This window comes from Mesorhizobium australafricanum (genome assembly GCF_033977265.1).
Lineage (GTDB): Bacteria > Pseudomonadota > Alphaproteobacteria > Rhizobiales > Rhizobiaceae > Mesorhizobium > Mesorhizobium australafricanum.
The window spans coordinates 248,240-272,888 of record NZ_JAVIIT010000006.1; the positions used below are offsets into that span (position 1 = coordinate 248,240).

28 protein-coding genes and 1 other RNA gene are annotated in these 24,649 nt (G+C 63.7%); 20 read left to right on the forward strand and 9 right to left on the reverse strand.

The features are described 5' to 3' along the window. Positions 1-28 precede the first annotated feature (28 nt). Positions 29-712, reverse strand: a complete 684-nt coding sequence (locus RFM98_RS14370; protein ID WP_320309493.1) for a TetR/AcrR family transcriptional regulator — start codon at positions 710-712, stop codon at positions 29-31. A 188-nt stretch (positions 713-900) separates the two neighbouring features. On the opposite strand from RFM98_RS14370, the gene RFM98_RS14375 reads away from it, so the two are divergent. Further along, on the forward strand, positions 901-2,106 hold the full coding sequence (locus tag RFM98_RS14375) for a multidrug effflux MFS transporter (RefSeq protein ID WP_320309494.1): 1,206 nt from the start codon (positions 901-903) through the stop codon (positions 2,104-2,106). A 43-nt stretch (positions 2,107-2,149) separates the two neighbouring features. On the opposite strand, the gene RFM98_RS14380 is transcribed toward RFM98_RS14375, so the two are convergent. After that, positions 2,150-2,707, reverse strand: a complete 558-nt coding sequence (locus tag RFM98_RS14380; RefSeq protein ID WP_320309495.1) for an AAA family ATPase — start codon at positions 2,705-2,707, stop codon at positions 2,150-2,152. Between the two features lie 101 nt (positions 2,708-2,808). Further along, positions 2,809-3,170: a transfer-messenger RNA gene (gene ssrA / locus RFM98_RS14385) on the reverse strand. Positions 3,171-3,338: 168 nt separating this feature from the next. Between ssrA and RFM98_RS14390 the strand changes: the two genes are divergently transcribed. Continuing rightward, on the forward strand, positions 3,339-3,650 hold the full coding sequence (locus RFM98_RS14390; protein ID WP_320309496.1) for a DUF2853 family protein: 312 nt from the start codon (positions 3,339-3,341) through the stop codon (positions 3,648-3,650). Between the two features lie 146 nt (positions 3,651-3,796). After that, positions 3,797-4,591 carry a thymidylate synthase gene (locus RFM98_RS14395; RefSeq protein ID WP_320309497.1) on the forward strand — a complete coding sequence of 265 codons (795 nt, stop codon included), beginning with the start codon at positions 3,797-3,799 and terminating at the stop codon, positions 4,589-4,591. Positions 4,592-4,606: 15 nt separating this feature from the next. Here the strand turns inward: RFM98_RS14395 and RFM98_RS14400 are convergent, their stop codons facing one another. Beyond that, a complete protein-coding gene (locus tag RFM98_RS14400) occupies positions 4,607-4,816 on the reverse strand; it encodes a TOBE domain-containing protein (RefSeq protein WP_320309498.1) in 210 nt (69 codons plus the stop codon). A gap of 163 nt (positions 4,817-4,979) precedes the next feature. Here RFM98_RS14400 and modA point away from each other — a divergent pair, with 163 nt between their 5' ends. The 4 genes from modA to RFM98_RS14420 all read left to right on the forward strand — a co-directional run bounded on the left by modA (position 4,980) and on the right by RFM98_RS14420 (position 8,037). Next, positions 4,980-5,774 (forward strand): molybdate ABC transporter substrate-binding protein, encoded by a 795-nt coding sequence (gene modA, locus RFM98_RS14405; RefSeq protein WP_320309499.1) that lies wholly within the window; start codon positions 4,980-4,982, stop codon positions 5,772-5,774. 19 nt (positions 5,775-5,793) lie between these two features. Beyond that, complete coding sequence (modB, locus tag RFM98_RS14410) at positions 5,794-6,498, forward strand: molybdate ABC transporter permease subunit (RefSeq protein WP_320309500.1); 705 nt, start codon at positions 5,794-5,796, stop codon at positions 6,496-6,498. Continuing rightward, positions 6,495-7,607, forward strand: a complete 1,113-nt coding sequence (gene modC / locus RFM98_RS14415) for a molybdenum ABC transporter ATP-binding protein (protein ID WP_320309501.1) — start codon at positions 6,495-6,497, stop codon at positions 7,605-7,607. Before modB ends, modC begins: the two co-directional genes overlap by 4 nt. An 88-nt stretch (positions 7,608-7,695) precedes the next feature. Then, positions 7,696-8,037 carry a winged helix-turn-helix domain-containing protein gene (locus tag RFM98_RS14420; RefSeq protein WP_040982165.1) on the forward strand — a complete coding sequence of 114 codons (342 nt, stop codon included), beginning with the start codon at positions 7,696-7,698 and terminating at the stop codon, positions 8,035-8,037. 179 nt (positions 8,038-8,216) lie between these two features. Here the strand turns inward: RFM98_RS14420 and cobF are convergent, their stop codons facing one another. Then, positions 8,217-8,981 (reverse strand): precorrin-6A synthase (deacetylating), encoded by a 765-nt coding sequence (gene cobF / locus RFM98_RS14425; protein WP_320309502.1) that lies wholly within the window; start codon positions 8,979-8,981, stop codon positions 8,217-8,219. Positions 8,982-9,122: 141 nt separating this feature from the next. Here cobF and RFM98_RS14430 point away from each other — a divergent pair, with 141 nt between their 5' ends. From RFM98_RS14430 to RFM98_RS14455, 6 genes are all read left to right on the forward strand, one after another. Further along, positions 9,123-10,139 carry a DUF4424 domain-containing protein gene (locus RFM98_RS14430; protein WP_320309503.1) on the forward strand — a complete coding sequence of 339 codons (1,017 nt, stop codon included), beginning with the start codon at positions 9,123-9,125 and terminating at the stop codon, positions 10,137-10,139. Next, positions 10,139-10,657: a dihydrofolate reductase gene (locus tag RFM98_RS14435; protein WP_320309504.1), complete on the forward strand. Its 519-nt coding sequence runs from the start codon at positions 10,139-10,141 to the stop codon at positions 10,655-10,657. The genes RFM98_RS14430 and RFM98_RS14435 overlap by 1 nt, the downstream gene beginning before the upstream one ends. 247 nt (positions 10,658-10,904) lie before the next feature. Next, on the forward strand, positions 10,905-12,011 hold the full coding sequence (gene hflK, locus RFM98_RS14440; protein WP_320309505.1) for an FtsH protease activity modulator HflK: 1,107 nt from the start codon (positions 10,905-10,907) through the stop codon (positions 12,009-12,011). Next, positions 12,011-12,982 (forward strand): protease modulator HflC, encoded by a 972-nt coding sequence (gene hflC / locus RFM98_RS14445; protein ID WP_320309506.1) that lies wholly within the window; start codon positions 12,011-12,013, stop codon positions 12,980-12,982. Before hflK ends, hflC begins: the two co-directional genes overlap by 1 nt. 5 nt (positions 12,983-12,987) lie before the next feature. Continuing rightward, a complete protein-coding gene (locus tag RFM98_RS14450) occupies positions 12,988-13,173 on the forward strand; it encodes a DUF2065 domain-containing protein (protein ID WP_127228865.1) in 186 nt (61 codons plus the stop codon). A 168-nt stretch (positions 13,174-13,341) separates the two neighbouring features. After that, positions 13,342-14,862, forward strand: coding sequence for a DegQ family serine endoprotease (locus tag RFM98_RS14455; RefSeq protein ID WP_320309507.1), 1,521 nt, complete (start codon positions 13,342-13,344; stop codon positions 14,860-14,862). Positions 14,863-14,892: 30 nt separating this feature from the next. On the opposite strand, the gene RFM98_RS14460 is transcribed toward RFM98_RS14455, so the two are convergent. Together RFM98_RS14460 and serB are read right to left on the reverse strand one after the other, a co-directional pair. Further along, the gene (locus RFM98_RS14460) at positions 14,893-15,465 is read right to left on the reverse strand and encodes a GNAT family N-acetyltransferase (protein ID WP_320309508.1); all 573 of its coding nucleotides are present in this window, start codon (positions 15,463-15,465) and stop codon (positions 14,893-14,895) included. Then, positions 15,462-16,349: a phosphoserine phosphatase SerB gene (gene serB, locus RFM98_RS14465; RefSeq protein WP_320309509.1), complete on the reverse strand. Its 888-nt coding sequence runs from the start codon at positions 16,347-16,349 to the stop codon at positions 15,462-15,464. Before serB ends, RFM98_RS14460 begins: the two co-directional genes overlap by 4 nt. Here serB and miaA point away from each other — a divergent pair. Both miaA and RFM98_RS14475 read left to right on the forward strand, forming a co-directional pair. Beyond that, positions 16,339-17,283 carry a tRNA (adenosine(37)-N6)-dimethylallyltransferase MiaA gene (gene miaA, locus RFM98_RS14470; RefSeq protein WP_320309601.1) on the forward strand — a complete coding sequence of 315 codons (945 nt, stop codon included), beginning with the start codon at positions 16,339-16,341 and terminating at the stop codon, positions 17,281-17,283. The two genes, serB and miaA, sit on opposite strands and share 11 nt — an antisense overlap. A gap of 125 nt (positions 17,284-17,408) precedes the next feature. Continuing rightward, on the forward strand, positions 17,409-18,200 hold the full coding sequence (locus RFM98_RS14475; RefSeq protein WP_320213247.1) for a GGDEF domain-containing protein: 792 nt from the start codon (positions 17,409-17,411) through the stop codon (positions 18,198-18,200). A 229-nt stretch (positions 18,201-18,429) separates the two neighbouring features. Here RFM98_RS14475 and RFM98_RS14480 read toward each other — a convergent pair whose 3' ends face one another. After that, on the reverse strand, positions 18,430-20,262 hold the full coding sequence (locus RFM98_RS14480) for an ATP-binding protein (protein ID WP_320309510.1): 1,833 nt from the start codon (positions 20,260-20,262) through the stop codon (positions 18,430-18,432). A 152-nt stretch (positions 20,263-20,414) separates the two neighbouring features. Between RFM98_RS14480 and RFM98_RS14485 the strand changes: the two genes are divergently transcribed. From RFM98_RS14485 to RFM98_RS14495, 3 genes are read left to right on the forward strand one after another with little or no spacing between them, the layout of a single operon-like run. Further along, on the forward strand, positions 20,415-20,981 hold the full coding sequence (locus tag RFM98_RS14485; RefSeq protein WP_320309511.1) for a helix-turn-helix domain-containing protein: 567 nt from the start codon (positions 20,415-20,417) through the stop codon (positions 20,979-20,981). A gap of 5 nt (positions 20,982-20,986) precedes the next feature. After that, positions 20,987-21,295 (forward strand): hypothetical protein, encoded by a 309-nt coding sequence (locus tag RFM98_RS14490; protein WP_320309512.1) that lies wholly within the window; start codon positions 20,987-20,989, stop codon positions 21,293-21,295. Positions 21,296-21,333: 38 nt separating this feature from the next. Then, on the forward strand, positions 21,334-21,867 hold the full coding sequence (locus tag RFM98_RS14495; RefSeq protein WP_320309513.1) for a GNAT family N-acetyltransferase: 534 nt from the start codon (positions 21,334-21,336) through the stop codon (positions 21,865-21,867). Here RFM98_RS14495 and RFM98_RS14500 read toward each other — a convergent pair. Continuing rightward, entirely contained in the window at positions 21,859-22,743 is an 885-nt protein-coding gene (locus RFM98_RS14500) for a LysR family transcriptional regulator (protein WP_320309602.1), read from the reverse strand. The two genes, RFM98_RS14495 and RFM98_RS14500, sit on opposite strands and share 9 nt — an antisense overlap. Before the next feature lie 109 nt (positions 22,744-22,852). Here RFM98_RS14500 and tmpA point away from each other — a divergent pair, with 109 nt between their 5' ends. Together tmpA and tmpB are read left to right on the forward strand one after the other, a co-directional pair. Continuing rightward, positions 22,853-24,004 (forward strand): 2-trimethylaminoethylphosphonate dioxygenase, encoded by a 1,152-nt coding sequence (tmpA, locus tag RFM98_RS14505; protein ID WP_320309514.1) that lies wholly within the window; start codon positions 22,853-22,855, stop codon positions 24,002-24,004. Continuing rightward, on the forward strand, positions 24,001-24,591 hold the full coding sequence (gene tmpB, locus RFM98_RS14510) for a (R)-1-hydroxy-2-trimethylaminoethylphosphonate oxygenase (RefSeq protein ID WP_320309515.1): 591 nt from the start codon (positions 24,001-24,003) through the stop codon (positions 24,589-24,591). Before tmpA ends, tmpB begins: the two co-directional genes overlap by 4 nt. The last annotated feature ends 58 nt before the right edge of the window (positions 24,592-24,649 follow it).

A 24,649-nucleotide genomic window follows, 5' to 3' on the forward strand; every position in this document is an offset into this window, starting at 1 on the left:
CCAAGAGGGGTGCCGGCGATTTGATCGCTCAGGCGTGGACGAGCATAGCCTGTTTGCCGGCTGGCGATTTCTTTTTGGCGAAGGCGCTGAGAAAGGTGCGCACGCCGTTGGAGGCGGAACGCAGCACCTCTTCCTCGGCGGGCACGCCGCCCAGCATGAAGGTGATCTGAAGCTCGGCATTGACGAGGGCAAAGAACTGACGCGCCGCGACGTCGGGGTCACCGATCGAGAGATGTCCGGCGAAGGCAAGCCGGGCGAAGCGGGCGGCAAGCGCCGACCATGTGCGGCCCGGGCCTTGTTCGCGCCATTCGGCAAACAGTTCCGGATAACGCTCGCCTTCGGCCTGGATCAACTTGCGCAGGAAACGGCCATCGCGGTTGCAGATGCAATTGCGGTTCATGCGCACGGCGAAGGCAACCAAGTCGGCTTCGAGATCGGCAGGCTGGTCGGGGAACGTGGCGATGGTGGCGAAGATGCCGGCATTGCAGCGCTCCGTCAGATCACGCACGACGGCAACGAAGAGCTTTTCCTTGTCGCCGTGATGGTTGTAGACGGTCTGCCGAGAAACGCCGGCCTCGGCCGCGATCAGGTCGATATTGGCGCCGGCATAGCCTTCCCGACAGAACACGCTAGCGGCGGCATCGACCACCGACACGCGCTTGGCCTCATGGCTGCGTGGCGGGAAAGTGTCAGGAGAAACACCGGGCTTCATGAAAATCTATATAGCGGTGATTGACGAATTGGACAAGACTGTCTAAATTTGTGGACACAACAAAGGGAAATTCGCGCTGACGCGGCGATCTACGTCGCTCTCGGATGTCGGATTTCCGCGGGATGGAACGTCCTGGGTTCAGACGCCGGTATTTCGCGGCGGCAACCAGATCCGAAAAGAGCCTTATCATGAGTCCCAAATTCCTCCGCATCGCGGTCGTGCTCGGCTTGTTGTCCGCAATCGGCCCGTTCGCCATCGATATGTATCTTCCCGCGCTGCCTTCGATCGGGCAGGACCTGCATGCCGGCACCGCCGCCGTGCAGATGAGCCTTTTGATCTTCTTCCTGTCGATGGGTTTTGGTCAGATCGTCGTCGGCCCAATCTCCGACATGGTCGGGCGCAAGGTGCCGCTTTACGCGGGCCTGGCACTGTTCATGGTCGGCGGCGTCGGCTCGGCGATGGCGCCGACCATCGAGTGGCTAATCGCCTTCCGCTTCCTGCAAGGCCTTGGCGCCAGCGCCGGCATGGCCATACCGCGAGCGATCGTGCGCGACTTGCACACCGGCAACGAGGCCGCCAAGCTGATGTCGCTGCTGATGCTGGTGTTCTCGGTGTCGCCTATCCTCGCGCCGCTGACCGGCAGCCAGATCATCGAGAGCTTCGGCTGGCGTGCCGTGTTCTGGACCGTGACTGGCGCCGCCGCACTCGCCACCATCCTGCTCGCCACCTCGCTCAAGGAAACCCGGTCGGCGGAGGAGCGGGCCAACTCGTCCTTCGGCACGGCTTTGGCCGGCTATCGCTACCTGATGGGTGACCGCAATTTCCTCGGCCTGGTGGCGATCGCAGGCTTCGGCATTGCGAGCTTCTTCGTCTATCTGTCGAGCTCGTCCTTCATCCTGATCGACCATTACGGCCTGTCGCCGTCGGTCTACAGCGTGTTCTTCTCGATCAACGCGGTCGCCTTCATCGGCATGTCGCAGCTGACCGGGCTGCTGGCCGATCGTTTTGGGCTGAAGCGCGTCGTCTGGGTGGCGGTCACCGGCTATGCCACGGTGATGGTGGCGTTGTTCGCGATAATGGCCTCAGGCGTCGACCGGCTGGATGTGATGGCGGCGCTGCTCTTCGTCGGCTACGGCTTCCTTGGCCTGGTCATCCCGTCCACCTCGGTGCTGGCGATGGAAGAGCATGGCGAGATCGCCGGCACGGCCTCGGCGCTGATGGGCACGCTGCACTTCGCCATCGGCGCGCTCGCGATGGGTGTTGCCGGCATCTTCTTCGACGGCACGCCGCTGCCGATGGTGGCCGGCATCACGCTCTGCGCGGTGATCTCGTTCACACTGGCCAAGCTGACGCTCGGCCGCGCGCGCGAAGCGGTCGAAGCGCCGGCGGAATAGGCCCCCTCAAAACAACGAAAAGGCCGGGCTTGCCCGGCCTTTTTCATGTCCGTCGCAAGCCTGCCTGATCGATGACGAAGCGGACCCGCTCTTCGACTGAAGCGAGAGGCAGGGGCACGAGTTCGTAGCCGAGCTCCGCATAGACGCCGGTCACCGAGCGGAATGTGCGCTCAGCTTCGTCGAGCGTCTGCTTGCGCTCTTCGTCCTGGGTGAAGATCTCCGGCCATGGTGGCGCGACGAAGACGTGGCGCGCGTAGCGGAACTTGTGCGCCGCGCTTGTGACGTGATCCGGCACCGGCAGGCCGCAGAGCTTGAGATAGCCGATCGTGTCCGGTGCGCCCCGATCGAAGAAAACCGGACCAGGTTCGGCGCGCGCGGCGTGCCAGGAACGCAGCTCCCACGATAGCATCAGCTCGGCAAAAAGCGCGCGATCCTGCCAGGGAAGGGCAGGGCCGCCGATCGCCATCTGGTCACGGATGATGCCGCGACCAGCTTCAGGCGCAGTCGCGAAGCCTTCGGCCCGCAACGCCTCGATCAGCGTGGTCTTGCCGGAGCCGGGGCCGCCGGTCAGCACGAAGAATCGGTCGAAATCGCTTTGCATCGCTTGTCCATGGGTAATGAGCGGCAAGGCAGTGCCGCGCATCAAGCGCCGGGCGAGCCTGGGCCATTCGGTTGGTCTGGGAAGAAGCAAAAGAGGGGAGAAGTGGAGGTTTCTGTTGCCAGGTACCTCCGAACCCCGCCTAGAAGTGCGAACCGCTAGGACTTGATTTGAAGCGTTCGCGCCGCATTAAGCAGCGAGACGAGCTTCCGCATAGTTGTCGTTGGCAACTATAAGTTTAGCCCGATGACGGTGGTACAATGCCGGGCAAAAGTACGATCTTTACACCTTCGTCGATCCTATTTCGCCCCCAGCAAAAGCCGCTCCCATTTGGGAGAGCGGTTTTTGGTGGAGGCGCCGGGTACCGCCCCCGGGTCCGAACGGCTTATTTCATCGCCTGTTTATCGCCATAGTCGGTCAAGCCGACGAAGCGAATATAGGGAGCGATGACGGAAAAAGAAAGGCCAAACGGGCGCTTATCCGGTTATGCCAAACTGCGCAGCCAAGGGTTGACTTGCGCGCTGACACAATCAAATCTCGCTCACGGTGAGGAGACTCTGACCTAGCGCACAGGTTGCGCAACGCGCCGCAACCCTCATCGACCGGATCCGTGGCGCTGACGAGGGGAAGTTTGATGGCCGACTATCTTGCGGATGTGAAGAAATACGATGCCGGCGCCAGCGCCGATGTGGTCGATAAAATAGTCAAGCATCTGGGCATTGCGCTGCGGAACCGTGATTCCTCGCTGGTGTCCTGCACGGACCCGAAGGAACTCGATCGCGTGCGGGAGAACTGGATCGGCAAGAAGCTCGGCATCGCGGATGCCGCAAAGGCCAACGCCTCGATCGAGAAGACTTGCAAGGCGATGCATGCGGACAACACCAAGAGCCGCGTCACGTTCTACTACCTTGTTGCCAAGGATCTCGGCAAACTGGCCTCGCTCTAAGGCACAGCCACCCCGGCGGCCGGCACGAAAACAGTGCCGGCGCCGTGGACTTTCTGGCGCGATCCACATCAGTGGTTCGCTTTGCGGTGTTCGACCTGCCGTCAGTCGGGTATGATTGCCTGTAAGCCCGAATCGAGGCAAAGCCGATGCGCCAATATATCGACCTGTTGAAGCATGTACTGGAGAACGGCGCCGACCGCGGCGACCGTACCGGGACCGGCACGCGCTCGGTGTTCGGCTACCAGATGCGCTTCGACCTTTCGCGCGGCTTTCCGGTCACGACCACCAAGAAGCTGCATCTGAAGTCGATCATCCACGAGCTTCTGTGGTTCCTGGCCGGCGACACCAACATCAAGTATCTCAACGACAACGGCGTCAGCATCTGGGACGAATGGGCCGACGAGAACGGCGATCTTGGCCCGGTCTATGGCAAGCAGTGGCGCTCATGGCCGGACGGGCATGGCGGCGCGATCGACCAGATTGCGAATCTTTTGAAGGAGATACGCAAGAATCCTAATTCGCGCCGGCTGATCGTCTCGGCCTGGAACCCGGCCGAGGTGGAAGCCATGGCGCTGCCGCCCTGCCACTGCTTGTTCCAATTCTACGTCTCGGAGGGCCGGCTCTCCTGCCAGCTTTACCAGCGCTCGGGCGATATTTTCCTCGGCGTGCCCTTCAACATCGCTTCCTATGCCTTGCTCACCATGATGGTGGCGCAGGTGACCGGACTGAAGGCCGGCGACTTCGTCCACACGCTGGGCGACGCGCATCTTTATTCGAACCATTTCGAGCAGGCGCGCGAGCAGATGCGGCGCACGCCCAAGGCCTTGCCGACGATGTGGATCAATCCGGAGGTGAAGGACCTTTTCGCCTTCCGTTTCGAGGATTTCCGCCTCGAAAACTATTTCGCCGACGCGAATATCAAGGCGCCGATCGCGGTGTGAGCCAGCACCGCCGGCTCAGTCGATGCCGACCATCACGTCCGATGCCTTAATCACCGCATAGGCCTGCTTGCCTTTTTCGAGCGCGAGGTCGGCGACAGCATCGTTGGTGATCGATGCGGTGACGACGACGCCGCCGCCGATGTCGATCCTGACATGCGAGGTGGTCGCTCCCTTGACGATCTCGGTGACCTTGCCCTTGAGGATATTGCGCGCGCTGATCTTCATCCGTCTCTCCTTCAGCTTCGCTGTTTCGCGTTCATCGTAGGCTGAGACCATGCTGGCGCACAATGCCACGACAGGTGAAAAGCCTTTCCTTGTTATGTTCATCCGGATATATCGGTCCAAGGCTTTGGGCCGTACGGATTTTTGAAACCACGGGAGAGACTTCATGACGGGCAAGGGTTTTGGATTGAAGGCGATCGCCGTTGGCGGTCTGGCGGCAATGCTGATGGCCGCGGTGCCGGCGGCCCATGCCGACGACAAGGTGGTCGTATTTGCCGCGGCGAGCCTCAAGGACGCGCTCGACGCGGTCAACAAGGCTTGCGAGCCGGAGGTCGGCGAAGCGGCGACCATTTCCTACGCGGCAAGCTCGGCACTGGCCAAGCAGATCGAAGGCGGCGCGCCGGCCGACATCTTCGTCTCGGCCGACCTAGACTGGATGAAGTATCTCTCGGACAAGAAGCTGACCAAGCCGGACACCGAAGTGAAGCTGCTCGGCAACCAGATCGTGCTGGTGGCGCCGAAGGACTCCAAGGTCGAGACCAAGGTCGAAAAGGGCTTCGACCTTGCCAAGCTGATCGGCGACGGCAAGCTTGCCATGGGCCATTTCAAGGCCGTGCCTGCCGGCAAATACGGCAAGGCGGCGCTGGAATCGCTGGGCGTCTGGTCGTCGGTCGAGGGCAAAGTCGCACAGGCCGAGAATGTGCGCGCCGCGCTGAAGCTGGTGTCGACGGGCGAAGCCCCGCTTGGCATCGTCTACGCCACCGACGCGCATGCCGAAAAGGGTGTCAAGGTCGTCGGCACTTTCCCGGAAGATTCGCATCCGCCGATCATCTACCCGATTGCCCAGACCGCGGATTCGAAGGACAAGGATGCGGCTGCCTTCCTGAAGTGCGTCGAGTCGGCCAAGGCCGCCGCGCTCTTCAAGGAACAGGGTTTTACGGTGCTCGCGCCGAGCAACTGAGAAAGACCTTACACCACATATGAACTGGCTGCTGGACCTCACTCCCGACGAATGGAATGCGGTCCGGCTGTCCATCAAGGTGGCAACGGTTGCGATGATCGCCAGCCTGCCGCCCGGCATCTTGCTCGCGCTCCTGCTCGCGCGGGGGCGCTTTTGGGGCAAGACCCTGCTCAACGGGCTGGTGCATCTGCCGCTGATCCTGCCGCCGGTGGTGACAGGCTATCTGCTTCTGCTCACCTTCGGGCGGCGTGGACCGGCCGGCGCCTTCCTTGCCGAGCATTTCGGCATCGTCTTTTCGTTCCGCTGGACGGGTGCGGCACTTGCCTGCGGCGTGATGGGCTTTCCGCTGATGGTGCGGGCCATCCGGCTCTCGATCGAGGCTGTCGACCGCAGAATCGAGGCGGCTGCCGGCACGCTCGGCGCCAATCCGCTCTGGGTGTTTGCCACCATCACGCTGCCGCTGATCCTGCCTGGCCTTATCGCCGGCGCGATCCTTTCCTTTGCCAAGGCGATGGGCGAGTTCGGCGCCACCATCACCTTCGTTTCCAACATCCCCAACGAAACGCAGACGCTGCCCACGGCGATCTACACTTTCACGCAGGTGCCTGGCGGCGATGAAGGCGCGCTCAGGCTGACGCTGATCTCGATTGCCATCTCGATGGTCGCGCTGGTCGCGTCGGAAGTGCTGGCGCGGCGCGTCGGCCGGCGGATGGACATCGAATGATGCTCTCCGTCGACATCCATCATCGGCTTGGGGAATTCGCCTTAGAGGCGCGTTTCGAGAGCGTCGGCCGGCTGACGGCGCTGTTCGGGCCATCGGGCTCGGGCAAATCGACGCTGATCAACCTGATCGCGGGCCTGATCCGCCCGGACAAGGGCCGCATCGCAGTCGATGGGCGTGTGCTGGTCGACGCTGCCGCGCGCGCCTTCGTGCCGATGCACAAGCGGCGGATCGGCATGGTGTTCCAGGATGCCCGGCTGTTTCCGCATATGAGCGTGGCCGGCAATCTGCGCTACGGCCGCTGGTTCACGCCGTCTTCCGAGCGCTACGCCAAGTTGGATGCGGTGGTCGAGCTGCTCGGCATTAGCAACCTCCTCGACCGGCGGCCGGCGAAACTGTCGGGCGGCGAAAAGCAGCGCGTCGCCATCGGCCGTGCCTTGCTTGCCAGCCCGAAACTGCTTTTGATGGACGAGCCGCTCGCCTCGCTCGACGACGCGCGCAAGGCCGAGATCCTGCCCTATATCGAACGGCTGCGCGACGAGACGAAAATCCCGATGGTCTATGTCAGCCATTCCATCGCCGAGGTGGCGCGGCTGGCAAGCGACGTCGTGGTGCTTTCGCAGGGCAAGGTTATGGCCTCAGGCCCGACCGAGGCGATCATGCGGCGACTGGACCTGCTGCCGGCGGAAGAGCGCGGCGAGGGCGGGGCGGTGCTCGATGCCAAAGTTCTGCGCCACGACGAGGCCTTCGGCATGACGGTGCTTGTCTCGCAGGCCGGCGAAATCCGGGTGCCGAAACTGGCCAGGGCGGCCGGCGCTCCGGTTCGCATACGCATCCGCGCCCGTGACGTGATGGTCGCCATCGAGAAACCCGTGGGCCTCAGTGCGCTCAATATCCTGCCGGGAACAATCGTCAGCATGAAGCCGGGCAAGGGGCCCGAGGTCGAGGTCGGCATCGACTGCCACGGCGCGGTTGTGGTCGCGCGGATCACCGAACAATCGCGGCAGACGCTTGGTCTCAAGCTGGGAAGCCAGGTCTATGCGGTCGTCAAGAGCGTGAGTTTCGATCGCGCAAACACCGGCGGCGGCCTGCCGGCCGAAGCCGACGTTTGACGAGTTCAACCATGTCGCTATGTGTGTTTGGAATAGCGCTGTCTTCGCGCAGGGGCTATTGTCGTACCGTGAAATCCGAGGAGATGAAATGCCGTCGCTCAGCCTGCGGATAAATCTCGACCCCGACGGCCGGATCGGCCCGGGCAAGATCGAGCTTCTGGAGCAGATCGCCGCTTTCGGGTCGATCTCGGCTGCGGCGCGCGGCATGGAGATGTCCTACAAGCATGCCTGGGACCTGGTCGAAGACATGAACCGCGTGTTCGGCAAGCCGCTGGTCGCGGCGCAGACCGGCGGCCGGAAAGGCGGCGGCGCGCAACTGACATCGGTGGGTTTGGCGGTCGTCAGCCGGTTTCGGGCCATAGAGAGAGCCGCGTCATCGGCCGCCGCCGTCCATATGCAGGCCTTGCAGGCGGAGATCGATGCGGGATGAGGGAGTAGGGGAGTAAGGGAGTAGGGGAGTAGGGGAGTAGGGGAGTAGGGGAGTAGGGGAGTAGGATGTGATCTCCTAGAGTGCTTGCGCACGCGATTCGCTTCTCCCTATTGCCTTACTCCCTTACTCCCTTACTCCCTTACTCCCTTACTCCCTTACTCCCTTACTCCCTTACTCCCTTACTCCCCTGATTTCCTCAGCAGGTAGGTGTCCATGATCCAGCCCTTCTTTCGCCGGGCTTCTTCGCGGACTTTCTCGATCTCTGCGCCGACATCGCCCAGCCGGCCGGAAATGATGATTTCGTCCGGCGTGCCGAGATAGGCGCCCCACTGGATGAAGACATCCTTGTCGGCCAGCGTGTTGAAGGCGCATTTGCCGTCGAGCATGACCGCCGCCGACCCGGCATTGGCCGGCAGACCTTCTTCCGTCAGCCGCCGGCCGGTGGTGACCAGGATCGAATCGCCGATGCGGTTGAGCGCGGTCGCATGGCTCGCGGCGAGCGCCTGGATCGCGGTGATGCCGGGGATGACTTCGAGCTCGAAACCGACATTGCCTCTCAGGCGAACGCGTTCGAGGATACGCAGCGCGCTGTCATAGAGTGACGGGTCGCCCCAGATCAGGAAGGCGCCGCAGCCGTCTTCGGCAAGCTCGTCGCGGATCAGGGTCTCATAGATTTCGGCGATCGCTTCGTGCCAGTCGTCGACGGTCACGCGGTAGGACGATGTCGGCTCGGCGCGAACCGGCACATCGAACTCGACCCGACGCGATTTCGGATTGGTCACGAAGCGGTCGCAGATCTGCCGGCGTAAATCAGCGAGATCGTTCTTCTTGGCTCCCTTGTCGGGAATGAACAGCACGTCGGCGCGGTTCAGGCCGTTGATGGCCTGGACCGTCATGTGGTCGGGATTGCCGGCACCGATGCCGATGACGAGAAGCTTGCGCATGGCGATCTCCTGCCCGATCGGCGGCGCGGTGTCCAGAAGTCCCGCCATCCGGTGACGAAGAGCTTTGAAACGCCGTCTTGAAACGGATAGATGGAAGAGCGCATCCGGCCGGTCCCGGTATCGCCGCAGAGAGGGGAGTCCATGTTACGCACCGTACTGACCGCAGCGCTGGCAGTCATGGCCGCTCCGGCCTTCGCCAATGATTCCGTCGCCGAGCTCGGCACCGGCGGCCTGATCCTGTCGCGCAGCGACGCCGTCGCCATGCAAAGCGAGGACCTTTTCATCTCGCCGGAAAAGGTGACGGTCGACTATGTGTTCCGCAACAACACCGACAAGGACGTCAGCTCTATCGTAGCGTTCCCGATGCCCGACATTTCGGGCGATCCGAACGAGATGCCGGCGATCCCGGAAGCGCAGAGCGACAATTTCCTCGGCTTCGAGGTGACGATCGATGGCGTCGATGCGAAGCCGCAACTGGAGCAAAAGGCCCTGGCACTCGGCATCGACATCACCGCGGATCTCAAGGCGCAGAACGTGCCGCTCTATCCGTTCGGCGATGCCGCTAAAGCGGCGCTTGCGAAGCTGCCCAAGGACGTCACCGAGGATTGGGAAGATCGCGGCATCATCATCGAGGATACCGCCGATGACGGCTCGGGCATGCAGACCGCCTATGTGCCGTTCTGGCAGCTGCGCTCGACCTATTGGTGGCGCTCGACCTTCCCGGCCAACAAGGAGGTCCACGTTTCGCACCGCTACAAGCCGAGCGTCGGCGGCACGTCCTCGGTCAGCTTCTTCTCCGACGGCCAGTTCCAGAGCCCGCAATACGACACCTACAAGACCCGCTATTGCATGGATCAGACATTCGACAACGCGGTGCGCAAGGCGGCCAAGGCAAATCCGGACGGTTATCCGAAATATTACGAGAACCGCATCGCCTATATCCTGACCACCGGCGGCAACTGGGCGACTGGGACCATAGGCGACTTCAAGCTGACCATCGACAAGGGCGGCGCCGACAATCTGGTATCCTTCTGCGGCGACAATGTCCGCAAGGTCGGCCCGACGACGTTCGAGATGACGGCGAGGGACTTCTATCCCGAGCACGACATCGACATCCTGCTGCTCGAGCCTTCGGACAAGGGCGGGAACGGCGGCTGATGGACATCGCAATCTATGTCGCCATCGCCGAAAACGGCGTGATCGGACGCCAAGGCGGCCTGCCGTGGCGGCTTTCCACCGATCTCAAGCGCTTCAAGGCCGATACGATGGGCAAGCCGATCATCATGGGCCGCAAGACCTATGAAGGCATAGGCCGGCCGCTGCCCGGCCGGCTCAACATCGTGGTGACGCGCGACAAGGCCTGGCGCGCCGAAGGCATCGAGGTGGTCCACTCGCTGGATGACGCGATCGCGCTGGCCAAGGTGCGCGGCCGCTGCATGGCGGGCGCCGAGGAGATCTGCGTTGTCGGCGGCGGCGAGATCTATGCGCAGGCTTTGCCGCTTGCCGACCGGCTGCATGTGACGCATGTGCTGGCCAGCGTCGATGGCGACGCACATTTCCCGCCGATCGACCCAAACACCTGGCAAGTCGTCAGCGCCGAGGATTTTCCCGCCGGCGAGAAGGATAGCCACGCCACGCGCTATACGGTGTACGAGCGCCGACGCGACGGTCATTGACGACGACAAAGGGTCGCTGCAAGCCCAAATCGGATGGCGCCGGCGGCGGACCGCGTTGAAAGCGGGTCGAGGCGTCCCTATAGAAGAACGATGCTACAGCGGCGCGCGTCCAACCGGACGCGCAAGAGGTCGCTGTAAAACTTTGATTTTGGCGCATGTTTCCTTTCCGAAATCCGATATGGGTTTTCGGGGTCATGCGCTAGGATTGCGCCGTAAGGCCTGAGGGAACCGAAGCGAAAGGACATTCATGCCCTGGAACGACAAAAGCGGTGGCGGCGGCCCATGGGGCGGCGGCGGCAATCAGGGGCCCTGGGGGCAGGGACCGAAAGGGCCGAGCGGCCCGCAGGGTTCGCCTCCCGATCTTGAGGATATCATCCGTCGTGGCCAGGACAGGCTGCGGCGCGCGCTTCCGGGCGGCGGGGGCAGCAGCCCGGCCGTGCTCGGGCTGGTAGCACTCGCCCTCATAGTGCTGTGGGCCTTCAAGGCGATCTACACCGTCCAGCCTGACGAGGTTGCGGTCGAACTGCGCTTCGGCAAGCCGAAGGCCGAGCTTTCGCAGCCGGGCCTGCATTTCCATTGGTGGCCGATCGAAACGGTCGAGACGGCCAAGATCTCCGAGCAACTCGTCAGCGTCGGCGGCGGCGCGACCAGCGGCTCCGGGTTGATGCTCTCCGGCGACCAGAACATCGTCAACGTGCAGTTCTCCGTCGCCTACCAGGTCTCCGATCCCAAGGCCTATCTGTTCGCCGTTTCCGATCCGGACGGCATGCTGGCCCAGGTCGCCGAGAGCGCCATGCGCGAAGTCGTCGGCCGGCGACCGGCGCAGGACATCTTCCGCGACGATCGCCAGGGCATCGCAACCGCGGTGCGCGAGATCATCCAGGGCACCCTCGACGGCTACAAGACGGGTCTGCAGGTCAACGCGGTCTCGATCGAGGACGCAGCGCCGCCGCGTGAGGTGGCCGACGCATTCGACGAGGTGCAGCGCGCCGAACAGGACGAGGACAAGTTCGTCGAGCAGGCCAATCAGTACTCCAACCAGAAGCTCGGCCAGGCACGCGGCCAGGCGGCACAGGTGCGCGAGGACGCGGCGGCCTACAAGAACCGCGTCGTGCAGGAGGCGGAAGGCGAGGCGCAGCGTTTCATCTCCGTCTACAACGAATACGCCAAGGCGCCCGACGTCACGCGCAAGCGCCTCTATCTCGAAACCATGGAGAAGATCCTGAAGGACTCGAACAAGGTCGTCGTCGAGCAGGGCAGCGGTCAGGGCGTGTTGCCTTACCTGCCGCTGCCGGCATTGCAGCCGAAAGCGCAGCCGGCCCCCATGGGCGCGACGACGGGAGGTAACCAGTGATGGCAAACCGCCTTCCCATCATCGCCGTCATCGCGGTTGTCCTGTTGTTCCTGCTTTACTCGTCAATCTTCGTGGTCAATGCCGGCCAGCAGGCGATCGTGCTCAGGTTCGGCGAAATCATCGACGTCAAGAGCGAGCCTGGCGTCTATTTCAAGGCGCCGTTCGCCTTCTTCGATGCCGACAGCGTGCAAATGGTCGAGAAGCGGGTGATGCGCTTCGACCTCGACAACATCCGCGTCCAGGTCTCGGGCGGCAAGTTCTACGAGGTCGATGCCTTCATCGCCTACCGTATCTCGGATCCGCGCACTTTCCGCGCGGCGGTGTCCGGACAGGTGGAACTGGCCGAAGCGCGGTTGAGGACGCGTCTCGATGCGGCGCTGCGCCGGGTCTACGGTCTGCGCGACTTCGAGGCCGCGCTCTCCGAGGAGCGCGGCGTCATGATGCGCGAGGTACGCGATCAGCTTCGCCCCGATGCGACGTCGCTCGGCCTCGACATCGAGGATGTGCGCATCCGCCGGACGGATCTGACGGCGGAGGTCTCGCAGCAGACCTATGACCGCATGAAGGCCGAGCGCCTGGCTGAGGCTGAGCGTCTGAGGGCGCGCGGTAACGAGGCGGCGCAGCGCATCAGGGCGCGGGCCGACCGCGAAGTCGTCGAGATCGTCGCCGAGGCGCAGAAAGAATCGGAGATTCTGCGCGGTGAGGGCGAGGCGCAGCGCAGCGCCACCTTCGCGGACGCCTATAAGCGCGATCCGGCCTTCTTCGACTTCTATCGCTCGATGAACGCCTATGGCACGGCGCTGGACAATACCGGAACGACGATGGTGCTCTCGCCCGAGTCCGAGTTCTTCCGCTACTTCCGCGATCCGCATAGCAAGCCTCAGCCCGGGCAGCCGGCGGCATCGCAACTTGGATCGGGGCAACCGGCGGCCCCCGCGGCACCGGCCGCGCAACCCAGCACCGCCCAGTAGCGGCGGTGCAGGATTTTGTCGCGGCGATCGGCCTGGTCCTGGTGATAGAGGGCCTGGTCTATGGCGGGTTTCCGGGCCTGGCCCGGAAACTGGCGACGGAAGTGCTGTCAATGCCCGAGAACGCACTGCGGATCGGAGGACTGGTCGCGATCGCCGTCGGCGTCGCCATTGTGTGGCTGGTCCGCGGCTGATGAAAATTCCTAAGAGCCGGCATCATGTCCTAGTGCCGCGGCAATTGACGATTTATCCTTCGCCGACAGCCATAGCCGCAAACGTGCCGTATTTCTTGCCAACATGAACCGGACGGGCGTCGTTGCGGAACGCGCCTTTCCTTTTCTTAGAAACACCGGGAGGCCACGATGATATCCGACACCCTGTTGCGCGCGGCGCGGCGTACGTTCTTCGCCGGCGCCACGGCGTTCGTGGTCGGCATTGTTGCCGTTCCGTCCTTCGTGACCCCGACGATCGCCTCCGACGGACCGCCTTCGGTCGCCGATCTCGCCGAGCGCCTGCTCGGCGCAGTGGTCAACATCTCGACCTCGCAGACGGTGAAAGGCACGGAGGGGCCGGGCGCGGTGCCGATGCCGCAACTGCCCGAGGGCTCGCCGTTCCAGGACTTTTTCGACGATTTCTTCAAGAACCGTGGTGGCGACAAGGGCGGTGGCGGCGGTCAGAAAGTGCAGTCGCTCGGCTCCGGCTTCGTTGTCGACGCCGACCAGGGCATCGTGGTGACCAACAACCACGTCATTGCCGATGCCGACGATATCGAGGTCAATTTCTCCGACGGTATCACGCTGAAGGCGAAGCTCGTCGGCACCGACACCAAGACCGATGTCGCGGTGCTGAAGGTCGATCCCAAAGGCCACAAGCTGACGGCGGTGAAGTTCGGCGATTCCACCAAGATGCGCGTCGGCGACTGGGTGATGGCGATCGGCAACCCCTTCGGCCTGGGCGGCACCGTCACTGTCGGCATCGTCTCGGCGCGCAATCGCGACATCAATTCCGGACCCTATGACGACTTCATCCAGACCGACGCTGCCATCAATCGCGGCAATTCCGGCGGCCCGCTGTTCGACGCCAATGGTGAAGTCATCGGCATCAACACGGCGATCATCTCACCGTCGGGCGGCTCGATCGGTATCGGTTTCTCCATCCCCTCGCAGCTTGCCGCCGGTGTGGTCGACCAGCTCCGCCAATATGGCGAGACTCGGCGCGGCTGGCTTGGCGTTCGCATCCAGCCCGTGACGGACGACATCGCCGAAAGCCTCGGCATGGCAACCGCCAAGGGCGCGCTGGTGGCCGGTGTCATCAAGGGCGGGCCGGTGGACAACGGTTCCGTGCAGGCCGGAGACGTCATCATCAAGTTCGACGGCAAGGATATCCATGAAATGCGCGACTTGCCGCGCGTCGTCGCCGAAAGCCCGGTCGGCAAGGCGGTCGACGTCGTCATCGTGCGCAAAGGCGTCGAGCAGACCGTCAAGGTGACGCTCGGCCGCCTCGAGGACGGCGAGAAGCTGGCCAGCGGCGAGAACGGCAACACCGACCAGGGCAATACCGACAAGGCAACCCCTCCGGTGTCGACGGCCTCGGTGCTTGGCATGACGGTCGGCGAGCTGAACGACCAGACGCGGCAGAAGTTCGGCATCGCGGCGGATGTGTCCGGCGTGGTCATCACCGATGTCGCCAAGGATTCGGCCGCGGCCGAGCGCGGCATCCAGCCCGGCGAGGTGATCACCGAGATCGCGCAGGAATCGGTCGGCACGCCGAAGGATGTGATGGACCGGATCGGCGCGCTGAAGGAGCAGGGCCGCAAGAATGCGCTCTTGATGCTGGCTTCCAAGACCGGCGAGTTGCGCTTCGTGACGATCCGGATGGATTGAGCTTTCAATCCGGCGAAATCAAAAAGGCGGCTAACCAGCCGCCTTTTTTCTTGCCCGCCAATCCTCGGCCGAAAGCCTGTAGAGCACATGCCGCTTGAGCGCGGGGTGGCTGTCCGGAATGTCGGGATGGTCGAAGTCGCTGGCCGGGTCGGCGCTCATGCCGAGGCGTTTCATGACGGCGGTGGAGCGATGATTGTCGGCCACGGCGAAGGAGACGATCTCGTTGACGCCCAGCGTGTCGAAGCCGTAGGCGAGCCAGGCCTCCGCCGCCTCGGTGACATAGCCCTTGCCCCAGTATTCCGGTGCCAGCCGCCAGCCGATCTCGATCGTGCTGGTCGGCAGGGAGGGCACATGATCGGTTTCGAGGAGGCCGACGAAGCCGATGCACTCGCCGGTGGCCGCGATCTCGGCGGCGGCAAAACCATAGCCGTCCTCGGCGATCCAGGATCGGAACTTATCCATCATGGCGTCGGCGGTAGCGCGGTCGCGGCGGAACGGAAAGAATTCCATCACGCGCTCGTCGGAGTTGATGCGGTGGAACAGCGCGCGGTCGCGCTCCTCCCAATTGCGCAGGATCAGGCGCTCGGTGCGGATCGGCGTCATTCGACGAACTCATCCCGGCGGTAGCCCTGGAGATAGAGCAGTGCGGTCAGGTCGCCGTGATCGATGCGGATCCGCGCCTGCTCCGCCACCGTCGGCTTGGCGTGCAGGGCGACGCCGGTGCCGGCAAGGCGGATCATGTCGAGATCGTTGGCGCCGTCGCCAACGGCGATGGCATCCGCGGTCGTCAGTCCGACCCTCGCCGCAATGTCGAGCAGCGCTTCGGCCTTGGCGGCGCGGCCGAGGATGGGCTCCGCCACCATGCCGGTGAACTTGCCGCCTTTCTCGACCAGGCGGTTGGCCCGGTTTTCCTGAAAGCCCAGCATATCGGCGATGCGGCTGGTGAAGACGTCGAAGCCGCCCGAGACCAGTGCCGTCCAGGCGCCGTTGGCGCGCATCGTCCGCACCAAGGCGCGGCCGCCGGCGGCGAGCGTCAGCCGGTTGACGATGATGCGATCGACCACGGCGGTGTCGAGGCCTTTCAGCAAGGCGACGCGCTCGCGCAAGGCGGGCTCGAAGGCGATCTCGCCATTCATCGAGCGCGCGGTGATCGCCGCGACATGGTCCTTGACGCCGATTTCGTCGGCGAGCTCGTCGATGCACTCCTGGTCGATCATGGTCGAATCCATATCGGCAAGCAGGATCTTCTTTCGCCTGCCTTCGGCCGGTTGGACGATAACGTCGACCGGCTCGGAAGCCAGTGCGGCGCGCAGATTGGCGGTCATTTCGCCGATATCCGGTGTCTGCGGCAAATCGAGATCGCAGGCAACGTCTTCAGCCAGCCAATGAACGGCGCTTGCGCCGGCGGCCCGCAAGGCCATATTCGCAAGCGAGGCCGGCACGGCGCGGGCTTCTGGGCGGGACACTAGCGTGGCGATCAGCGGCATCGAGAATTCCGGCAGGCAGGCGGGCGAAGGCCGCGTCAAGAACGCGATCCTGATAGCCGGGCCGACAGCCAGCGGCAAGTCGGCGCTGGCGCTCGATCTTGCCGAACGTGGCGGCGGCGTCATCGTCAACACCGATTCCATGCAGGGCTATTCGGTGCTCGATGTCTTGACGGCGCGGCCGACGGCCTCCGAGATGGCCCGCGTTCCGCATTTCCTCTACGGCCATGTGCATCCCTCGACGGCCTATTCCACCGGCGCCTGGCTGCGCGATGTGACGAGGCTGATAGAAGACGGCGTCCTGTCGGGCCGTCCGGTCGTTTTCGTCGGCGGCACCGGGCTCTATTTCCGCGCGCTGGCCGAAGGCATCTCGGATATGCCGGACATTCCGGCGTCCGTCCGCGAGCGCTGGCGCTACGAGCTCAAGGAACAAGGGGCCGAAAGGCTGCATCGCCTGCTGATGCATGAGGATTCTGCTGTGGCCAAGCAGCTCAGGCCGACCGACGGCCAGCGTATCGTGCGGGCACTCGAAGTGCTCGACGCTTCGGGACGCTCGATCCTGGAATGGCAGGCGGCGCGCGGCCGCCCGCTGATCGATCGGGACAGCGCACGCTTCCTGGTCATCGAGCCGGACCGTGAGCAACTGATCCGGCGCATAGAGGCGCGTTTCGACCAGATGCTCGACAAGGGCGCGCTGGAGGAAGTGCGTCAGCTTACGGCGCTCGGCCTCGACCCGGACCTGCCGGCGATGAAAGCGATCGGGGTGCGCGAGCTGCAGGCGGCGATGGCCGGACAATCGGGCTTTCCTCAAGCGATCGAACGCGCCAAGATCGCGACCCGGCAGTACGCCAAGCGTCAGTCGACCTGGTTCAGGCACCAGCTGGGCGCGGAGTGGCGTAGGCTGCGGCCGGGCGACGAACCGGCGGTCCTGGGCTGACTAAAAGCTTTTTCAATCAGTACCTTAATATCCTTAGCTCTAATTCTCGCCAAGGTTGTCCGGGTTAACGGTCCGTAAGGCCCGCCATGCCATAACCTCAGCGGTTACAGAGCCGCGGGGAGTTGATGCGTTTCCATAAGGCGGAATCCGCATTTTTCGTCTTTATTTTCGTGATCCTGGCCGCCGGCCTGGTGACCTTCCATGCCTATGGCCAATTGCAGGACATCGCCTCCGACCTCGATGCCGCGTCGCGCGTCGACAAGATCGTCTATCTCAACAAATTGCTGTTCGTCACCGGTGCGCTGCTGGCAACCGCGCTGTTCTTCGGGACCTTCTTCATCTACCCGCTGATCCGCGGCCAGGTGCGGGAAGAGGGCAAGCTCAGGGCCATGACGGTTTCGCTCAGCGCCCGTTCGCAAACGCTCGAGCAGGCAGCCCTCACCGACGGCCTGACCGGCATGCAGAACCGCCGCTATTTCGACGATGCGCTGCGTGAATATCTCCAGGAGTTTCGCCGCATCGACAGGCCGGTCGGGCTGATGATCCTCGACCTCGATCATTTCAAACAGGTCAACGACACGCATGGTCACGATGTCGGCGACGAAGTGCTGAGGGCTGTCGCCACCTGCCTGAGAGGCATGACGCGCTATCACGATGTCGTGGCGCGGCTGGGCGGCGAGGAGTTTGCCGTCGTCACGCCCAACATGGATGTCGAACTGCTTGCCAGATTCGCCGAGCGCATCCGCAAGGCGATCGCCAGCATGTCGATCCTGTCGGGCAATGTGCGGCTGAAGGTCACCACCAGCGTCGGCCTTGCCGTCTGGGACCACAAGGAGAGCGCGGAGGATTTCTACCGCCGCGCCGACCGACAGCTCTATGAGGCGAAGAAGCAAGGCCGCAACCGCGTCTGCGCATAAAATTCCGAAGATGAATTCGTGAGGCCTGCCGTATGCCGCCGTTTGCTGGGCTTCCGGTGCTCACGGACTTGATGTCCGCTCCGCTCCGGCCTTCGCCGGCCGAAGCCCTCACAAGTGTCTCCGTCCATGAAGGCTACGGCCGGCGTAGGCCGGTTCTCGCAAACGGCACCATCCGACTCGGCCTGACGAATTCCCTGTCGGAATTTACCTACCTTGCGACGCTGCAGGTTCAGTCGTTCAGCTGGCGCATGCCGAAGGTTGAGGGCTTCAGGCCGTAGCGTGTGTCGAAGTCGTCGTCCGGCTGCACGCGCGAGGCGCTAGCAGGCTTCTTATAGTCCGGGTCGCCGGCCTGGCGGGAGGAGTCCACCGCCTCGGCGAAGGCCATGGCCTGCTGCGGCTTCGGCACGTTGCGAAGCCGCTCGACGATCATGGCCAGATCGACGTCGTTGCCGTCCACGGAGGGCTCGATCTGCTCGCCTTTGGCAGTGCCGGGGATGAACTCCTGCGACAGCTTCTCGAATTTCAACCGCATGGTCGTCGCCACGCCTTCGCCGAAGGCGATGGCTTCCCGCTGCCCCATCGAGGACAGGAACGCCAGCGTCGAGGCCGAGGAGTCGGCGATCGCCGAGCGGATGATCGCCTGGTCCTGCTCGTTGGCAAGCCGCATGGCGAAGAACGTCGAGCACTGCGACAGGATGGTCGGGTCAAGCTCGCCGGGGCGCTGGGTGACGACGCCCAGATAGCAGCCATATTTGCGGCCTTCCTTGGCGATACGCGACAGCGCGTGCCTGGTCGGTGCGAAGCCGAGGCGGGGATCGGCCGGCATGTAGCGGTGCGCTTCCTCGCAAAGCACGAGCAGCCTCAGCCGGCCCTCGCTCCACAAGGCCAGGTCGAAGGCCAGGCGCGCCAGCACCGAGCAGACCGAATTGACAACTTCCGAAGGCATGCCCGCCATCTCGAAGCAGGTCACCGGGCGGCCGTGGCTGGGGACCCGGAAAATATTGCCGATCGTTTCGTGGATCGTGTCCTCGATCAGGCGCGAATTGAACATGAAGCGGTAACGCGGGTCGGCGGCCGCCGATTCGATACGCGTCTTCAGCGACTTCAGCGTCGGGCGGTCGTTCTTGCTTTCGAGCATGCCCATGCGCTCGTCGATCTGCTTGATGAGATCGGCGATGCGGTAGGGCACCGGCGTGTCCGCCGTCAGCGCGTCGCTGCCGCGCCTGACATAGGTTCCGGAACTCGGGTTGCGGTAGAGGTTCTTGGCGGCCGGGATCAGGTCGCGCAGCACATCCACTTCCTCGGGCACCGTCTCGCGGCCGCGAAACAGCACTTCGGCGAATTCCTCCAGCCTGAACATCCAGAACGGCAGGTCGAGCGTCTTGGAATCGACCTTGACGCAATATTCCGGCAGCGAGGCGGCGAACTCGTTGTGCGGATCGAGGATAAGCACCCGCAGATCCGGCCGCGCCTCGATGGACTTGCGCAGCAGCAGCGAGACCGCCGTGGATTTGCCGACACCGGTTGTGCCGACGATGGCGAAATGGCGCGCCAGCGTGTCGTCGATGGCGATGTTGGCATCGATCGACTCATCCTGCGACAACGTGCCGATGGTGACCGAATGGCGCCCGGCGAGATCGTAGACCGCCTGCAGGTCGCGCGTGCGGATGCGATGGGCGACAGCGCCGATATGCGGATAGGCGGTGATGCCGCGGTCGAAGACCGGCTTGGCGCCGGGTTCGACGCCGTCGCGCACTTCACCGATCAATTCGATGCTGACCTCGATCGGGTTCTGGCCCTCGTTGCTCCAGGCGCGATCCGATTTGCCGATCTCATAGACAAGGCCGACCGTGCGCGTGGCGCCGAGATTGATGGAGATCATCTTGCCGACCGTCCACTGGCCGGTGACCGTGCCGTCGGCATCCTCGGCATAGGCGCTGATTGTGGCGCGCGCGCCGTCGCATTGCACGACATTGCCGAGAATGCGCTTGTCGCTTTGCAGGGCATTGCGGCGCTCCTGCGAAATCGGTTCGCCAACGGAGGCTTCGCGTTCGACAAACATGGCTGACCTGGTCCCATTCCCTGGAGCGTCGACCCTACCCAACCCGGGTTAAAGTCAGGTGAGGTCGAATGGTGTAGGCGGTGTTAAGCCAGCCGTGACAATTCGATCGAATAGCCTCTTCTCAGACTGCGCAATTCCTATATATTGGACGAATGGATGATATATCGAATGACATCACGGCGACGATCGGTAGACGGATACGCTCCGAAAGGACGGTGAGGGGCTGGTCGCTGGCCGGGCTTGCCGAGCGCTCGGACGTGTCGAAGGCGATGCTGAGCGCCATCGAACGCGGTACGACCAGTCCGACCGCGGCGCTCCTGGTGCGCATCGCGGCGGCCTTCGGCATGACGCTGTCGACGCTGATCGCACGGGCCGAGATGCAAGGCGGCGGCGTTTCGCGCAAGGACGAGCAGCCGGTCTGGCAGGATCCGGCAACCGGTTACATCAGGCGGCATCTGTCGCCGGCATCGCAGATGCCGCTCGAGCTGATCAGGGTCAGCTTGCCGGCAGGCGCCAAGGTAAGTCTTCCGGCCGCATCCTACGCCTTCATCAAGCAGCAGATATGGCTGATGTACGGAAGGCTGGATTTTACCGAGGGCGATGTGGTGCACAGGCTTGAGCCCGGTGACTGCCTTGCACTGGGTGCCCCCGCGGACTGCGTCTTTCATGCTCACGGACCGGATGCGGCGGAGTATCTCGTGGCGCTGGTCAGGGACTGATCCCGATGTCTCGCCGGCCAAAACGCTCGCACAATGGCGGGCCGCCGCTCGACGACTATGACGGCCCGCCCTGGGGCAAGGGGGACGCCTACATTTTCCTGGCTTGGCGAGCCGCCCGCGACAAGGCCTGGAAGGCGCCGAGCCATGCCGTCATGCTGATGCGGCTGGCAAGGGCCGAGCGGCTCGGGCTGACCTATGAGGAATATACGCTCGAAATACTGGAGCGCGGCCGCTATCTCAGCGAGGACGACGCCGAGCGTATCGCTGAAATTAGACGGTCGCGACGGCGCGGGCGGATCAGCCATTTCGAATGACCTTGCCCCCGACGCCTCGTTACCTGGAGAGCACCAGCATGAACTCCCTTGAAATCCGGGCGTTGACCGGCGACGCGGCAACCACCGCAATGCTGGCCGATCTTTTGATCGAGACCATCGCCGCCGGCGGGTCGGTGAGCTTCATGCATCCATTGTCGCCGGAAGCAGCCCGGGACTTCTGGCGCAAGTCGCTTGCGGCGGCCGCGCGCGGCGAAAGGGCGGTGCTGGGCGCATGGCAGGGCGAGGCCCTTGCCGGCACCGTCACGCTGCTCCTCGACTTCCCGGCCAACCAGCCGCACCGCGCCGAGATCGCCAAGCTGATGACTGGCCGGGACCATCGCGGCAAGGGCGTCGCGACCCGCCTGATGCGAGCCGCCGAAGAACTGGCCGTTGAGAAAGACCGCACGCTGCTGGTACTGGACACGGCGAGCGAAGAGGGCGCGGCCGGGCTCTATGAGAAACTTGGTTTCACCTTGACCGGCGAGATACCGGACTATGCGCTGAAGCCGCATGGCGGGCTGACCGGCACCCTTATCTACTGGAAACGGATAGGAGCAGCGGCCCTATCCTGAAGGTCCGGCAATGTGCGACAGAAGCCAGCGGCGAAAATCCTGCTCGGCACCGGATAGCCGCGACGATGACGGCCTTGTCAGGAAATGACCCGATGGGCTCGAAAGCTCGAAATCCGAAAGCTTGACGAGAACATTATCCTTGAGCGCGGTGTCGACCAGCGGTCGAGAGCCCAGCAGGGCTCCGGCCCCGGCCTTCGCCGCTTCCATGGCGGCGACGAAACTGTCGAAGCGATGTGAGCGCCGGGAATGGCCGGCAAGCCCGGAGGCCGCAAACCATTCCGCCCACATCTCGCGCGCGCCGGCCACCAAGAGCAGCGGCAACGATGTCCAGTCGTCATCACGGGCGAGTGTCGGAGCGGCGACCGGGACAAGCCGCTCGACGGTCAGCCGGTCGGCCTCGCGCCCGGGAAAGGATCCGTTGCCGAAGCGTATGTCGAGTGTTGAGCCCGGCTGGTCGTAATCGGTCGGCCGATGGATGGTCACCAGATCGAGCCTCACCCGCGGCAGCGCCTTTGCCAGGTCGGGAAGAGCCGGGACCAGCACCAGCAGGGCGAAGGAGATGGGGACGCGGATGCTGACGGTCTGCACCGCGCGCGGCTCGAACAACTCGTTCGTGCTGTAGCCGATAGTCGCGAATGCCGACTGGATGTGGGGAAGGTAGGCCGCGCCCTCCGGCGACAGGGCCACGCCGCGCGCCAGGCGCGCGAACAATCGCGTCCTAAGCCGCTCTTCCAGGAAACGGATGTGCTGGCTGACGGCGGCTTGGGTGAGCCCGAGTTCAGCAGCCGCGGCGGTGAAATTCGACAGGCGGGCGGCTGCCTCGAAACTGCGCAGCCAGTCGAGAGGAGGCATCGGATCGAACGTTCTTCCAGCCATCATGAATTTAGTGCCATTACCTGAAAAACGATAATTTGAATTATGCCTTTGACGAAGTCAGCATGCAATCCGTGCTCGCAGTGGCGGGTAGAGATGGGAGCTTCCGGACATGCTGACGAGAGCGACGCTAAGCGACGAGGGACGAACGATCGAGCTTGGCTGGAAGGATGGAGAGCGCAGCCGTTTCCACGCCATGTGGCTGCGCGACAATGCGCTGGACGACAAGACACGCAGCGCCGGCAACGGCCAGAGGCTGATCACCATCCTCGACATTCCGGCCGAGACGCGGATCGGCGCGGCCTCGATCAAGGGCGAGGTGCTCGAAGTCACGTTCGCTCCCGAAGGCAAGACCGTCGGTTTTCCCGCAGGCTGGCTTCGCAGCCATGCTTACGATCGCCAGGGGGCTCGCGAGCCCGGCTGGACGGGAGGCGACATACGGCGCTGGACGAAAGCCACGATGCAGAATTCCGTGCCGCGCGCGGCCTATGCCGACGCCAGTCGCGACAGCGATGTGCTGCGGCAATGGTTGGCCGCGGTACGCAGCCATGGCTTTGCCGTCATGGACGGCCTGCCTGCCGAATCCGGCGCGCTGTGCAAGGTGGCCGATCTTTTCGGCTATATCCGGGAGACCAATTACGGGCGCTGGTTCGAGGTGCGTGCCGAGGTCAACCCGAACAATCTCGCCTACACCAATCTCGGCCTGCAGGCGCACACCGACAATCCTTATCGCGACCCGGTGCCGACGCTGCAGATCCTGGCTTGTATCGAGAACACGGTCGAAGGCGGCGAATCCAGCGTCGTCGACGGGTTTGCGGTGGCGGCAGCACTTCAGGCGGAAAACCCCGCGGGCTTCCGGCTGCTCTCTTCCTATCCGGCACGCTTCGAATATGCCGGCTCATCAGGCGTGCGGCTGCAGTCCAAGCGGCCGATGATCGAGCTCGGACCCGACGGCGAGCTCATCTGCATCCGCTTCAACAATCGTTCGCTGGCGCCGGCCGTCGACGTGCCGTTCGCCGACATGGACAAATACTACGCGGCCTATCGCCGGTTCGCCGAACTGATCGAGGATCCTGCCTTCGAGGTGACGTTCAAGCTCGAAGCGGGGCAGTCCTTCATCGTCGACAACACCCGCGTCATGCATGCGCGCAAGGCGTTTTCCGGCAGCGGCAAGCGTTGGCTGCAGGGCTGCTACGCCGACAAGGACGGCCTGCTGTCGACGCTGGCGGCGATCGAGCACGATTTCAAGGAGGCGGCCGAATGAACCCGAGCGAATTGAACACAGGCAACATCGTCGAATTCATCGCCGACATCTTCGAGCGCCGCGGGGCTGAGTCCTATCTCGGCGAGCCCGTCACGATGTCCGAGCATATGCTGCAGGGCGCCTGGCTTGCCGAGCAGGACGGCGCGCCGGACGAACTGGTGGCAGCGGCGCTGCTGCACGACATCGGTCACTATACCAGCGAGTTCGGCACCTATTCGCCGGACGACGTCGAGGACAAGCACCATGACGAGGCAGGCGGCGAGGTGCTTGCGCCGTTCTTTCCGCCGATCATCGTCGAATGCGTCAGGCTGCATGTCTCAGCCAAGCGTTACCTGTGCGCCACCGATCCGACCTATTTCAGCAAGCTGTCGCCGGCCTCGGTCCATACGCTGTCGCTGCAAGGCGGGCCGATGAGTGCCGAGGAAGTAGAGGAGTTCCGCAGCAATCCGTTTCACGAGGAAGCGGTGCGCGTGCGCATCTGGGACGAGGGCGGCAAGATCGCCGACATGAAGACACGAGCCTTTCGCGATTACGTGCCGTTGCTGGAGCGGGTGGTGGAGAGGTTCGCGGCTGAAAAGGCAGCTTAGCCGGCCGCGAAGCCCGGGAGGAGAAGGCCGATGTGTCTCTGCTTCGACGGTGAAGGCG

Bases quoted from the DNA above. Each gene is read 5' to 3' on its own strand.
- RFM98_RS14370 (WP_320309493.1), bottom strand. From the start codon at position 712: ATGAAGCCCGGTGTTTCTCCTGACACTTTCCCGCCACGCAGCCATGAG.
- RFM98_RS14375 (WP_320309494.1), top strand. From the start codon at position 901: ATGAGTCCCAAATTCCTCCGCATCGCGGTCGTGCTCGGCTTGTTGTCC.
- RFM98_RS14455 (WP_320309507.1), top strand. From the start codon at position 13,342: ATGATATCCGACACCCTGTTGCGCGCGGCGCGGCGTACGTTCTTCGCC.
- RFM98_RS14500 (WP_320309602.1), bottom strand. From the start codon at position 22,743: ATGGCTGGAAGAACGTTCGATCCGATGCCTCCTCTCGACTGGCTGCGC.
- RFM98_RS14485 (WP_320309511.1), top strand. From the start codon at position 20,415: ATGGATGATATATCGAATGACATCACGGCGACGATCGGTAGACGGATA.
- hflC (WP_320309506.1), top strand. From the start codon at position 12,011: ATGGCAAACCGCCTTCCCATCATCGCCGTCATCGCGGTTGTCCTGTTG.
- modC (WP_320309501.1), top strand. From the start codon at position 6,495: ATGATGCTCTCCGTCGACATCCATCATCGGCTTGGGGAATTCGCCTTA.
- cobF (WP_320309502.1), bottom strand. From the start codon at position 8,981: ATGCGCAAGCTTCTCGTCATCGGCATCGGTGCCGGCAATCCCGACCAC.
- RFM98_RS14480 (WP_320309510.1), bottom strand. From the start codon at position 20,262: ATGTTTGTCGAACGCGAAGCCTCCGTTGGCGAACCGATTTCGCAGGAG.
- RFM98_RS14395 (WP_320309497.1), top strand. From the start codon at position 3,797: ATGCGCCAATATATCGACCTGTTGAAGCATGTACTGGAGAACGGCGCC.
- tmpA (WP_320309514.1), top strand. From the start codon at position 22,853: ATGCTGACGAGAGCGACGCTAAGCGACGAGGGACGAACGATCGAGCTT.
- RFM98_RS14420 (WP_040982165.1), top strand. From the start codon at position 7,696: ATGCCGTCGCTCAGCCTGCGGATAAATCTCGACCCCGACGGCCGGATC.
- RFM98_RS14400 (WP_320309498.1), bottom strand. From the start codon at position 4,816: ATGAAGATCAGCGCGCGCAATATCCTCAAGGGCAAGGTCACCGAGATC.
- RFM98_RS14430 (WP_320309503.1), top strand. From the start codon at position 9,123: ATGTTACGCACCGTACTGACCGCAGCGCTGGCAGTCATGGCCGCTCCG.
- RFM98_RS14475 (WP_320213247.1), top strand. From the start codon at position 17,409: ATGCGTTTCCATAAGGCGGAATCCGCATTTTTCGTCTTTATTTTCGTG.
- RFM98_RS14435 (WP_320309504.1), top strand. From the start codon at position 10,139: ATGGACATCGCAATCTATGTCGCCATCGCCGAAAACGGCGTGATCGGA.
- modA (WP_320309499.1), top strand. From the start codon at position 4,980: ATGACGGGCAAGGGTTTTGGATTGAAGGCGATCGCCGTTGGCGGTCTG.
- RFM98_RS14390 (WP_320309496.1), top strand. From the start codon at position 3,339: ATGGCCGACTATCTTGCGGATGTGAAGAAATACGATGCCGGCGCCAGC.
- tmpB (WP_320309515.1), top strand. From the start codon at position 24,001: ATGAACCCGAGCGAATTGAACACAGGCAACATCGTCGAATTCATCGCC.
- RFM98_RS14495 (WP_320309513.1), top strand. From the start codon at position 21,334: ATGAACTCCCTTGAAATCCGGGCGTTGACCGGCGACGCGGCAACCACC.
- RFM98_RS14380 (WP_320309495.1), bottom strand. From the start codon at position 2,707: ATGCAAAGCGATTTCGACCGATTCTTCGTGCTGACCGGCGGCCCCGGC.
- serB (WP_320309509.1), bottom strand. From the start codon at position 16,349: ATGCCGCTGATCGCCACGCTAGTGTCCCGCCCAGAAGCCCGCGCCGTG.
- modB (WP_320309500.1), top strand. From the start codon at position 5,794: ATGAACTGGCTGCTGGACCTCACTCCCGACGAATGGAATGCGGTCCGG.
- RFM98_RS14460 (WP_320309508.1), bottom strand. From the start codon at position 15,465: ATGACGCCGATCCGCACCGAGCGCCTGATCCTGCGCAATTGGGAGGAG.
- RFM98_RS14490 (WP_320309512.1), top strand. From the start codon at position 20,987: ATGTCTCGCCGGCCAAAACGCTCGCACAATGGCGGGCCGCCGCTCGAC.
- hflK (WP_320309505.1), top strand. From the start codon at position 10,905: ATGCCCTGGAACGACAAAAGCGGTGGCGGCGGCCCATGGGGCGGCGGC.